We start from the raw sequence: 12,437 nt of genomic DNA, 5'->3' as shown, positions 1-12,437 counted from the left end.
ATAATTACAATTCTAAAGTAGAAAAAATTAAATTTTGAAAAAAGTAAAAATGTTGTCGAAAAAATGTTAAAATACTGTTGAGTTTAGTCAAAACAGTTTTAGTTCATATATAGTGTACAACCTTTTGCATCCGTTTTCAGTATAGGGGGATTTTTTATGGAAAAGATTTTGAAAAATTTCTTTTTGTTCATGGCTAAAAATAAAGTGGCGACAAAGTTGGCGAAGAAATACGGTCTCCGATTCGGGGCAGGACGTTTTGTCGCTGGTGCCTCATTACAAAGTTCCTTGAATGTTATCCAGAAACTTAATGAGGAAGGACTGTACGTTACCATCGATCACCTTGGTGAATTTGTCGATAATGAGCATGAAGCAAAAGAGATGACAGATCACTGTATCGAAGCGATCGAATCGATAGCGAAAAAAAATCTGAAATCACAGCTTTCATTGAAATTGACTTCAATGGGATTAGACATCAGCCGTGAATTAGTGTTAGAAAACATGATGCGGATTATGGAAGCCGCGGATAAGAATGATGTCTTTGTTACGATTGATATGGAAGACGAAGCGCGCTGCCAGGCTACACTTGATATTTTTAAAGAATTGAAAGCACAATATGAAAATATAGGCACTGTATTACAGGCTTATTTATATAGAACAGTTGAGGACATACAGGACCTCGATTCACTCAGCCCTAACTTAAGGCTAGTTAAAGGTGCTTATAAGGAATCTCCTTCTGTCGCTTTTCCAGAGAAAAAAGATGTGGATGAGAATTTTAAGAAAATCATCAAAATGCATCTATTGCATGGAAACTATACTGCAATCGCCACTCATGACGATGAAATCATCTCTTATACGAAAGAAATTGTAAAAGAGCATAACATTCCGAATGATCAATTTGAGTTCCAAATGCTTTTCGGAATTCGGATCGATGCTCAACGACAACTGCGGGATGAAGGTTACAAGATGCGTGTCTATGTACCGTACGGAAATGACTGGTATGGCTACTTCATGCGACGTCTTGCTGAACGACCGGCAAACGTAGCATTCGTACTGAAAGGTGTCTTCGGAAAATAAATAGAATTTGTGGAAACAGCCGTCTATCGCGTCTGTTTCTTTTTTTGTTTTGGATTAATGTTGATCTGGGGCAACAATGGGCAGGGAGAGGGGAAAAACGAAAGATTATCCGAACTTCGGACAGGAAGAGATAGAAAAAGCGGAGCACTGTCCGAATCAGAGCAAAATTGGGACAGCAGAATGAGAAAAAGCGGAGCACAGATCGAAAAACCGTAATACTGAACACTGAACATATTGGATACTTCTTCCGCGAAAAATAAATAACACAATCTCCTCCCAATCGAGCATATTATGAAAAAATAAAGGGAATTCACAACGGGTTTGTCGAACATTGATTAAGAAGAGTCATATTTATCGTTTTCGAGGAGGGATGACGTGTCCGTTTTTGAAGAAGGCAGAAAAGAATTGATGGCAACAATTGATGAAATTCCTGAGGAACAAGGTCAAGCTCGTATTTCAATTGATTCATGGTCCGTTTTGGAAGTATTGGAACACTTAGTTTTGATTGAACATGTCATTACCAAGCAAAGTGAATACTTAATCTGTCATGGAGAAGACACAGAAACACCCGACCACCCGGTTTATCGTTCGGCCAAAAGGTATCCGGTTGTGGATGCACCTGAGTATGTACGGCCCATAGGACGTTATAAATCAAAGGATGAAGCGAAAGTTGCCCTACAACAATCAAGAAATAAACTCATTCAGGTGTTGGATGAAGTAGAAGATCCTTCATTGCTTGAGAAAAGAGCTTTTTCACACCCGATTTTCGGACCTATGAAGTTATCACAGTGGATCGAGTTCATTGGCTATCACGAAAAGCGGCATATCGATCAAATCAAGGAAATCCTGAAAATGCATCGTCCATCGGCTTGAATTACTTGTAGAATAAAAATAAGACGCAATCATAAAAATTTTCTGAAATTTGTGTTGCGTAATGGGTCAAAATTTCTTATAGTATTTATAGAGGAGGTTCAAAAAGTTATCAAATAATTAACGGCGAATTTCGGCGTTACTCGGTTTTACCGGTTCTCACGTATTATATTATACGCTCCGGTCCTCAAAACCGTCGTGCCTGGAACTTCTTGTTCCTTATTCGTCACCTCTTTTTGAACGTATAATAGTTAAGGCTCTATTTTTTGCTTAAAAAATGAATGAGTATTCATTCATATAAAGGAGGTTCATCATGTCATATCAGATTCGTAAGGTGGCTGTTATCGGCTCAGGTGTAATGGGTTCAGGTATAGCTGCTCATTTAGCTAACGTAGGTATCCCGAGTGTTTTACTGGATATCGTACCGAGAGAGCTAACCGAAAAGGAAGAAGCAAAGGGGCTTACTTTAGAGCACCCGCAAGTGAGGAACAAGCTGGCAGAAACGGCTAGACAAAAATTGTTGAAGCACAAGCCGGCGCCACTTAGCTCAAAGGATCACCTGGAGATGATCGAGGTGGGGAATTTAGAGGATGATCTTGAAAAGCTAGGTGAAGTGGATTGGATCATTGAGGTCGTTGTAGAAAACTTGAGTATCAAAAAGAAGGTTTTTGAACAAATCGAGCAGTATCGGAAGCCTGGAACGATTGTAAGTTCCAATACATCAGGAATCTCGATCAATGCGATGGCAGAAGGAAGAAGTGAAGATTTCAAAGCACACTTCCTTGGCACGCACTTTTTCAACCCGCCACGGTACTTAAAGCTTTTAGAAGTCATTCCGACAAGTGCTACAAAACCTGAAGTGCTTGAGTTCATCAATCAGTTTGGAGAAGAGGTACTCGGTAAGGGAGTCGTTGAAGCGAAGGACACCCCGAACTTCATCGCAAACCGGATCGGAACATATGGATTGTTGGTTACCGTTCAAGAAATGCTGAAAAACGGCTACTCGGTAGGGGAAGTCGATTCGGTGACAGGGCCAGCGATCGGTCGTCCGAAGAGTGCTACATTCCGTACATTGGATGTCGTCGGACTCGACACCTTCATCCACGTTGCCAAGAACGTATATGATCAGGTCGAAGGGGAAGAAAAAGCTGTTTTTGAAGTTCCAGAGTTCATGCAGAAGATGAATGAAAAAGGCTGGATTGGCAGCAAGAACGGGCAAGGATTTTACTTAAAGAAGAAAGTTGATGGGAAGAGCGAGATTCTTGAACTCGATCCAGAAACACTTGAATATGGTCCGCGTAAAAAGTTGAAAACCGCATCCACTGAGACTAGCAAACAGGCAAAGACTTTACCGGATAAAATGAAAGCGCTTGTATATGCAGACGATCGTGCTGGAAAGCTGATTTGGTCGATTTTAAAACCAGTTCTACTCTATTCTGCGGAAAAAGCCTATGAGATTGCTGATGATATCAAAGCGATTGATGACGCAATGAAATGGGGATTTGGCTGGGAACTGGGTCCATTCGAAACATGGGATGCGATTGGTGTTGAAAAGTCAGTTGAACTCATGAAAGCAGAAGGGGAAACCGTCCCGGCATGGGTTACTGACATGCTTGAATCAGGCAAAAAAGAATTTTATCAGCAAAAAGGAACAGATCTTGAATTTTATAATAAGGGCGAGTACACACAGGCCAATGAAAATAGTAAAATCATCCGTTTGAGCCGCCTTAAGAATGAAAATCGAGTCATCAGGAAAAACACAGGCGCTAGTCTCATTGATTTGGGTGACGGAGTTGCTTTACTGGAATTCCACTCACAAAACAATTCGATCGGTCCGGATATCATCCAGATGATCCATCACGCGATTGATGAAGTGGAAAAAAACTATAAAGGACTTGTCATCGGAAACCAGGGGAAAAACTTCTGTGTCGGGGCTAACCTGATGCTGATCATGATGGAAGCGCAGGATGACAACTTCTTTGAACTTGATTTTATGGTCCGACAATTTCAACAAACGATGGCTCGAGTACGTTATAGTGCGAAGCCAGTCGTCGTTGCTCCTTTCAACATGACACTTGGGGGCGGAACAGAGGTGTCGCTGCCTGCAGCAGGTCTTCAAGCATCCTTTGAAACTTACATGGGTCTTGTTGAAGTGGGAGTCGGGATCATACCTGGAGGCGGTGGAAACAAGGAGTTGTACACGCGCCTGTTAGAGCAAGTTCCGAAAGATATCAAACCTGATCTTCAAAAACTGGCGATCCAAACATTCGAATCAATTGCGATGGCGAAGGTCTCAACCTCAGCCCATGAAGCGAAGGAAGCTGGATTTTTACGACCACAGGACGGGATCAGTGTCAACGCCGATCACCTAATCTACGACGCGAAACAACAAGTCCTTTCCTTATACAACAGAGGATACCGACCACCTCAACGTAAAAAGATTCCAGTAGCTGGGGAAGCCGGATATGCAACAATGCTCCTCGGTGCTCAGACGATGAAATTCGGCAATATGATTTCAGATCATGATTTGAAAATCGCTAAAAAATTATCCTATGTCATTGCTGGGGGTAAAGTACCTGAGGGCACACTCGTTGATGAACAATACTTATTGGACCTTGAGCGTGAAGCATTCTTGAGTCTTGCAGGGGAACCGCTGACACAACAACGTATGCAGCATATGCTCGTAAAAGGAAAACCACTACGCAACTAAGGAGGGGTGAAGATGCAAGAAGCAGTAATTGTTGCAGGTGCAAGAACACCTGTCGGAAAAGCGAAAAAAGGAACACTTGCCAATGTAAGGCCGGATGATCTTGGTGCATTGACAGTGAAAGAGACATTGAAGCGAGCTGGTGGCTATGATGGAACAATCGATGATTTGATCATCGGATGTTCGATTCCAGAGGCAGAACAAGGGATGAACATGGCTCGTTTAATCGGCGGTCTCGCAGGATTACCGGATAATGTACCGGCAATAACAATCAACCGATATTGCTCCTCCGGGTTGCAAAGTATCGCATATGGCGCTGAGCGAATCATGCTCGGTCATGCTGAAGCGATCATTGCTGGCGGGGCTGAATCAATGAGTCTTGTACCTGTTCCAGGGCATGTCGTTAAGCCGAATGCTGCGCTTCTCGATTCAAGGCCTGAATATTATATGGGAATGGGCTATACAGCAGAAGAGGTTGCAAACCGATTTGGCATCACCAGAGAAGATCAGGATCAATTTGCATTACGGAGCCACCAGAAGGCTGCAAAAGCTATCCAGGAAGGTAAATTTGAAGATGAAACCGTACCAGTGGAAGTGCCGAAACGATGGGTCGATGAAAACAATAAATTGCAAGAAAAAATGACAACATTTTCAACAGATGAAGGAGTCCGGTCGGATACAACACTTGATGTGCTCGGGAAACTGAGACCTGCTTTCTCTGCAAAGGGAAGCGTTACGGCAGGGAACTCCTCCCAGATGAGTGACGGTGCAGCTTCTGTCCTTGTCATGGATCGTGAAAAAGCTGAAGCGGAAGGATTGAAACCGATTTTGAAGTTCCGATCATTTGCGGTTGCTGGTGTCGCACCTGAAATCATGGGAGTCGGACCAGTTGAAGCCATTCCAAAAGCATTGAAGCTAGCGGGACTCGAACAATCCAACATTGGATTGTTCGAACTGAATGAAGCATTTGCATCTCAATCTTTGCAGGTCATCCGCCAGCTAGGGCTTGATGAAGAAAAAGTCAACGTCAACGGCGGAGCGATCGCATTAGGCCATCCACTTGGATGCAGTGGTGCAAAACTGACATTAACGCTAATGCACGAGATGATACGAAGAAACGAGCAGTTCGGAGTAGTCACAATGTGTATCGGCGGGGGTATGGGAGCCGCTGGAGTATTCGAGTTGATCCAATCATAAAAGGAGGTAGAAGGTATGTCTAGCAGTGTAGAAAAAGCAGCAAAAGGTGGAAGCTTCCTGATAGAAGAAGTAGAAGCGCAGAGTGTATTTACACCAGAGGATTTCAACGAAGAACAGGCTTTGATGGGGAAGACAACAGAAGATTTTGTCGTAAAGGAAGTCGTTCCGCAACTTGAAAAGATTGAAAACCATCAGTTCGATATTTCGAGGGATTTACTGACAAAAGCAGGAGAGTTAGGGCTTCTAGGGGCCGATGTTCCAGAGGAATACGGTGGTCTGGCTCTCGATAAAATCAGTTCCTCTCTTATCACTGAGAAGTTTTCAAGAGCACGTTCATTCTCATTAAGCTATGGTGCTCACGTCGGGATTGGTTCCTTACCGATCGTCTTGTTCGGGAATGAAGAACAGAAGCAACAGTATTTACCTGACCTTGCCACAGGAAAACGCATCGCAGCATATGCATTGACTGAGCCAGGTTCTGGTTCTGATGCGCTAGGTGCAAAAACGGTCGCGAAGCTGAATGATGCTGGAACCCACTATGTGTTGAATGGTGAGAAACAATGGATCACGAACTCAGCGTTTGCAGATGTTTTTGTGGTTTATGCCAAAATCGATGGTGAACATTTTTCAGCATTCATCGTAGAGCGTGATTATGAAGGTGTATCAACAGGGCCAGAGGAAAAGAAGATGGGGATCAAAGGCTCATCTACTCGTACGCTCATTCTTGATGATGCATTAGTACCGAAAGAAAATCTGCTCGGTGAAGCTGGACGAGGACATGTGATCGCGTTCAATATTTTGAATATCGGTCGGTATAAACTTGCGGTTGGCTGTGTAGGGGCAGCCAAACGTGCGCTGGAAGTATCGATCAAATATGCAAATGAACGTCAACAGTTCAAGCAGCCGATCTCTCGCTTCACACTCATCCAGGAGAAGCTTGCGACAATGGCTGCAAAGACGTACGCCTCAGAAAGTTCCGTCTATCGGACAGTCGGAATGTATGAGGACCGTTTAGGTGTCTTATCTCCAGAAGAGCAAAAAGATGGCTCACTTCTTGCTAAAGGAATTGCGGAATATGCGATCGAGTGTTCACTGAATAAAGTATTCGCTTCAGAAGTTTTGGACCATGTAGTTGATGAAGCTGTTCAAATCCATGGTGGATATGGTTTTATGTCCGAGTATGAAGTTGAAAACATGTACCGGGATTCAAGGATCAATCGAATCTTTGAAGGTACGAATGAAATCAACCGTCTATTGGTGCCAGGTACACTTCTCCGTAAAGCAATGAAAGGTGAATTGCCGCTCCTTCAAAAGGCGACAGAGCTTCAAAATGAACTGATGATGTTAATGCCAGAGGAGCTTGGTGATGAGCCGCTCGCTCAAGAAAAACAATTTGTGAAAAATGCGAAGAAGATTTTCTTGATGATTGCTGGTCTTGCTGTCCAAAAATATGGAGAAAAGCTGGAACATGAGCAAGAAATCCTTTCAAATGTCGCGGATATCGTAAGTGAGGCGTATGCCATCGAATCCGTCGTGTTGAGGACTGAAAAAGCGATCCAAAAACATGGCGCAGAAAAAGCTGCACAAAAGATTCGTCTCACAGAAATTTATTGTCAGGAAGCCTTTGAGCGAATCGAATCCCACGCGAAAGAATCCATCGTTGCAATCGAAGATGGAGATCAGCTGCGGATGATGCTTTCTGCTCTTAAGAAATTGACCCGTTACACACCAATCAATGTTGTTAAGAAGAAGCGTGAGGTTGCTGGTGTTTTGTTAGATGACGAAAAGTATGTGCTTTAAAACTGAAGTTCAAAACGTCACCAAATGATAAACGGCGAATTTCGGCGTTACTTGGTTTCTCCGGTCCTCATGTATTAACAGATACAATCCGGGCCTCGAAACCTTCGTGCCTAGAACTTCTTGTTTCTTATTCGTCGTCGTTTTGAACCATATAATTAAACTGAGGTTCAAAACGTCACCGATTTGTTTATTAAATTTTAAAACTCTCTTTTCCAGATAAAAATACACTCTCTTAAAGGAGGTCCTCAATGCTGATGGGGGCTTCTTTTACATTCCGACAAATTTAATGAAGGAGATCACTTTCGGCTTCAAGAATTGATTATGTACAGCAGTTCGCTAAGTCCTATATAGCCGAACTTCAGGCCATATCCGATCAATACGAGACTGGCAATGATATTGACACCTCTCATGACACGTGTGTTCATCAATAGTCTGCCGAAGTGTACAGTAAATGCGAGGTTCAGGTTCCATAAACCAATTCCGATAAAAACGAGACTGCATAAAATGAAAGATTGTAAATGATTGTTCTGATGCAGTGCACTATTCAAGACGGAGCCATAAATCCCGAGCCAGAAAAGTAAATTCATTGGATTGGAAGCGGCGATGGTGACACCCGTCAAATAGGAGCGGATGCCGATACCAGAGGGGATGGAAGTGAAAGCTTCTGAAGGTTTCATCTTTAGGGTGTTAGCTCGGAGGTTTGTCCAGCCTGAATATAATAGGATAAAACAGCCTAAGAATGTCAGTATGATTTTCACCCATGCAAGAGACATGATTTTGGAAAGTCCAAAAAACATGAGTGCCATAAGAGTAAGATCAGAGGAGATTCCGCCTGCTCCAACAAGAAATGCTGGCCAAAACCCATACTGAAGTCCTCTCTTGATGATTTCGATGTTGATAGGACCGACCGGAGCTGCGATAGAAAGACCTAATAGGATGTATCCAGAAACAGTGGCGAGCATATGCATTCTCCTTCAACAAGCTTGTCATATCCTATTAAATGAAGTTGAGAAAGCACATAGAACTCGAAAAATGAAACAAGCTATGCAAAGCTTCATTCTTTCAAAATGGTATTGCAGATTGTTCAGCCTTAATTGCAACTAAATTAAATTTCGGCAATAAGCCTTTATACGTTTGTCGGGCAATATGTTGTGATAAAATAGAATAGAAGCTCTTCAGAAAATACAGAAATTGTTGAGTAAGGAGTGTCCCAATTGTCGTTAACAGTTTATGAGTATCCAAGCTGTTCAACCTGTAAGAAGGCGAAGAAATGGCTGGATGAAAATGGTGTTGCATACGAGGATGTACATATTGTCGAAAACACCCCATCAAAAGAAGAGTTAACCTCTCTTTACCAAAAGAGCGGACTGGAGCTGAAGAAGTTCTTCAATACGAGTGGAAAGAAATATCGCGAACTCGGCATGAAGGATCGAATGAAAGATTCTTCAGAAGAAGAACTGCTGGAACTGCTTGCATCAGACGGCATGTTGATCAAGCGCCCGATTGTAACAGACGGAAATACTGTAACAGTTGGCTTTAAAGAGGAGCAGTTCGAACAAACGTGGAAATAGAACAGATTGCGAAAGCATACTGTTTTATATTACTATTACATTAGAATCATTTTAAGAAACTAAACTTTAATGAGAAACTTATGGAGGGATAAGAATGGAATATCCAAAGGAATTACGTTATTCAGAAGAACATGAATGGGTAAGAGTTGAAGGAAACAAAGCTTATATCGGAATCACCTCTTTTGCGCAAGATGAGCTTGGAGATATCGTATTCGTTGAACTTCCAGAAGTAGACGATGATATCGAAGTGGACGAGCCATTCGGAAGCGTCGAATCCGTTAAGACTGTATCTGAATTATACGCTCCGGTAAGCGGAAAAGTATTAGAAGTAAATGAAGATCTTGAAGATAATCCTGAGTTTGTCAATGAATCACCGTATGAAAAAGCATGGATGATCGTTGTTGAGCTTTCTAATGAATCAGAGCTTGAAAACTTGATGTCTGCAGATGATTATCAAAAGATGGTAAGTGAAGAGTAAGATTTGCAATAATCTCAGTAACAGGACATAAAACAGAACATCAAAGTGATTCATCTGCTTCTAAGTTGGTTATTCTATTACTACCATGAAAAAGGTTGTTCAAAAATCATCATAAATAAGATGTTGCCGATTTGACTTTTTTGAACACAAATCTTTAGAAGGGTGTGATCTTGATGGACCAGGATATTCGTAAAACAGATATTACGAATAAGGTATATGGCAAGATGGACCAAGGTTCTATGTCTCTGTACTTGAACAAAGATAAGATAGGTAAAATCACCTTCACTAATCAGGGTAATCTGTATGAGATGGGGGAAGGTTTTGAGTTTGATTCGGACAAGATCTATCGTCATGATTCAAACCCGCCTGCTCAAAATCAACAGCTTGTAGATGATTGTGAATTTGGTTGGTGCTAAGCAGCGGTCCAGTGTGATCCGCTGCTTTTTTCTTTTTTTAGCTTTGTTTTTTCTTTAATTATTAATTTCTGCGATTTCACTCCCTTTCCGCGGGCTAGACAAAAGCGGAAGCGACCCGGTCAGGCACGCAGGTCACTGGAAAACTGACGAGGAGGCTGTCACCGCCGCAGGAAGTTTGAAGTGATCCAAGTGATTGGTCGCTGAGCTAGACAGCACATCCTTGCATTTACCTACTTCCGCAAGCCTCTTCACTTGTACAGGATGTCAACACAAAAATGAAATCATTTTCGTGTCTGCGATAGGAATTCTAAGAAGCTTTCCTTATGCTGGCTTCGACGTTCACCATAGGACGTGGTGGTGTTTAGTCGAAGTTCATTATTATAGTCGAAGATCCTTTTAAAAAGTGTAGGGTCTCGCTTGGCCCGCAATTCCCGCAGGAGTCTCGTATATTTCCAGCGCTTACAGGTTTCATCAACTTCTACATCAAATTAAAAAGGTCATTAGCAACAAACTTTCTGAAAACAGATTAAACGAGATTCAACCAATGGCACAGCTTGATTTCGCGCAAAATTCGTAACACTCCTGCGGAAATAGTAACTTATAAGGAAAGAATAACGGACAGGAGAGGCGTTATTTGTAACAAAAAGCGTCTTTTAGAATTTTAACGGACACCAGAGACGTTATTTGTGACCAAATGAGCTGATTTACTAAGATTTTAACGAAATAAGAGCCCTGGTGTCCGTTATTTTCTACATTCGTTTCAATAATGAATAAATAAGGTCTCCTGTGTCCGTTACGGCAATTAAGGAGTGAATTTCGTAAAAATAACAAAATCTATAATAAAAGTATTCTTTAACCGATAAGGAAACAGGTGGGAACGATAAATGGATACAGATAAGAAAGTGCTGATCGTCGAGGGGAAAACAGACCGTGAAAAGGTACGTAAACTACTGGATGAACCTGTGGAAATCATCTGTACACATGGGACGATAAGCTTTACAAAACTTGAAGAACTTATTGAATCCATAGAGCATCGAGACATTTATATCCTCGTCGATGAAGATGATGCTGGACATAAACTGAGGAAAATTTTAAAAAGGGAACTTCCGAATGCAAGACATTTGTACACCCAAAGCATCTATAAAGAGGTAGCGGAGACCCCACTTATGTACCTCGCTAAAATTCTTTTAAACGCAAATTTTGAAATCAACCGTAGCTATCTGTTGAACGGAGGTGCGACATGAAGAAACTTCTTTTGCCTGCCCTGCTTTTTTTAATGATGACTGGCTGTTTTGAAAATGAAAAGACTTCACCTGGCGAAAAGGATTCCAAATCTCAACCTGTCAATCAGAATCAAGATATTCAAATGTTAGCAACTGAACTAGAGGTTCCGTGGCAAATCAATATCGTGGAAGACACTGTCTACTATCTTTCAGGACGTCCTGGTAAAATCATAAGCATTTCAGAAGGTATGAAACAAAATCAAACCGTAGATGTTTCAAAAGAAATCGTTTCGCGTACGGAAAGTGGATTGCTTGGATTTTATATTGTAAAGGGAAGTCAGCCCTTAGAAGCCTATCTATATCATACATATCAAGAAGATGGGCGGCTTCAGAATCGTGTGGTGAAGGTCCAAAAAGATGAAGATATTTGGAAAGAAACCGATATTCTTCTTGAGGGGATCCCTGGTGGACCGATTCATAACGGAGGACGTTTAGCGGTCGGACCTGACGAAAAACTTTATATAACAACAGGTGACGCAGGTGATCCAGACCTTGCCCAAGACCAGAAAAGTTTAGCAGGAAAGATTATACGCCTGAATTTGGACGGCACCATCCCAGATGACAATCCCTTCAGTGATTCTCCTGTTTATTCTTATGGACACAGGAATCCACAAGGGATAGGTTGGACAAAAGACGGTAAGATGTACAGCTCTGAACATGGCTCAACAGATCGTGATGAAATCAACGAAATTGTGGCTGGAGGTAATTATGGATGGCCGGTCATCAGAGGGGATGAAGAACACGAAGGAATGATCAAACCGATTTTTCATTCTGGAGATAATACATGGGCTCCTTCTGGTCTTACGATATCTGATTCTAAGATTTATGTGGCGTTTTTAGCAGGGAAACAGATCAGGGAGTTTGATTTGGATAAAAACAGTAGCCGGACGTTCGCTGAGGGGTATGGGAGAATGAGAGATGTCGAAATCGTCAATGGGTCCCTTTACGCGATTACAAACAACACTGATGGAAGAGGTAATCCGGAACCGGAAGATGACCGTCTATTAAAATTCCCCCTTGATAATGAGTAAGTATAAAGGA

The 12,437-nt window shown here is 42.0% G+C and carries 11 protein-coding genes; 10 read left to right on the top strand and 1 reads right to left on the bottom strand.

The features are described from left to right. Window positions 1-156 precede the first annotated feature (156 nt). The 5 genes from KOL94_RS12360 to KOL94_RS12340 all read left to right on the top strand — a co-directional run bounded on the left by KOL94_RS12360 (window position 157) and on the right by KOL94_RS12340 (window position 7,648). Window positions 157-1,074 (top strand): proline dehydrogenase family protein, encoded by a 918-nt coding sequence (locus tag KOL94_RS12360; RefSeq protein WP_221566716.1) that lies wholly within the window; start codon window positions 157-159, stop codon window positions 1,072-1,074. A 375-nt stretch (window positions 1,075-1,449) separates the two neighbouring features. Then, window positions 1,450-1,947: a DinB family protein gene (locus KOL94_RS12355; protein WP_221566715.1), complete on the top strand. Its 498-nt coding sequence runs from the start codon at window positions 1,450-1,452 to the stop codon at window positions 1,945-1,947. A 310-nt stretch (window positions 1,948-2,257) separates the two neighbouring features. Then, entirely contained in the window at window positions 2,258-4,654 is a 2,397-nt protein-coding gene (locus KOL94_RS12350; RefSeq protein ID WP_221566714.1) for a 3-hydroxyacyl-CoA dehydrogenase/enoyl-CoA hydratase family protein, read from the top strand. A gap of 12 nt (window positions 4,655-4,666) precedes the next feature. Then, window positions 4,667-5,848, top strand: coding sequence for an acetyl-CoA C-acetyltransferase (locus KOL94_RS12345; protein ID WP_221566713.1), 1,182 nt, complete (start codon window positions 4,667-4,669; stop codon window positions 5,846-5,848). A 15-nt stretch (window positions 5,849-5,863) separates the two neighbouring features. Next, window positions 5,864-7,648, top strand: a complete 1,785-nt coding sequence (locus tag KOL94_RS12340; RefSeq protein ID WP_221566712.1) for an acyl-CoA dehydrogenase family protein — start codon at window positions 5,864-5,866, stop codon at window positions 7,646-7,648. A gap of 308 nt (window positions 7,649-7,956) precedes the next feature. Here KOL94_RS12340 and KOL94_RS12335 read toward each other — a convergent pair whose 3' ends face one another. After that, window positions 7,957-8,610, bottom strand: coding sequence for a LysE family translocator (locus KOL94_RS12335; RefSeq protein ID WP_221566711.1), 654 nt, complete (start codon window positions 8,608-8,610; stop codon window positions 7,957-7,959). A 252-nt stretch (window positions 8,611-8,862) separates the two neighbouring features. On the opposite strand from KOL94_RS12335, the gene KOL94_RS12330 reads away from it, so the two are divergent. From KOL94_RS12330 to KOL94_RS12310, 5 genes are all read left to right on the top strand, one after another. After that, entirely contained in the window at window positions 8,863-9,219 is a 357-nt protein-coding gene (locus KOL94_RS12330; RefSeq protein WP_221566710.1) for an arsenate reductase family protein, read from the top strand. 94 nt (window positions 9,220-9,313) lie between these two features. Then, a complete protein-coding gene (gene gcvH, locus KOL94_RS12325) occupies window positions 9,314-9,697 on the top strand; it encodes a glycine cleavage system protein GcvH (protein WP_221566709.1) in 384 nt (127 codons plus the stop codon). A 173-nt stretch (window positions 9,698-9,870) separates the two neighbouring features. Beyond that, window positions 9,871-10,113, top strand: coding sequence for a YusG family protein (locus KOL94_RS12320; protein WP_221566708.1), 243 nt, complete (start codon window positions 9,871-9,873; stop codon window positions 10,111-10,113). A gap of 884 nt (window positions 10,114-10,997) precedes the next feature. After that, window positions 10,998-11,357 (top strand): toprim domain-containing protein, encoded by a 360-nt coding sequence (locus tag KOL94_RS12315; protein ID WP_221566707.1) that lies wholly within the window; start codon window positions 10,998-11,000, stop codon window positions 11,355-11,357. Next, complete coding sequence (locus KOL94_RS12310; protein ID WP_221566706.1) at window positions 11,354-12,427, top strand: PQQ-dependent sugar dehydrogenase; 1,074 nt, start codon at window positions 11,354-11,356, stop codon at window positions 12,425-12,427. Before KOL94_RS12315 ends, KOL94_RS12310 begins: the two co-directional genes overlap by 4 nt. Window positions 12,428-12,437 lie beyond the last annotated feature (10 nt).

Origin of the sequence: Alkalihalobacillus sp. TS-13, from assembly GCF_019720915.1 — a bacterium.
Lineage (GTDB): Bacteria > Bacillota > Bacilli > Bacillales > Fictibacillaceae > Pseudalkalibacillus.
Note: the sequence above shows the minus strand (reverse complement) of the source record. Positions and strands in the feature narration are given on the sequence as shown.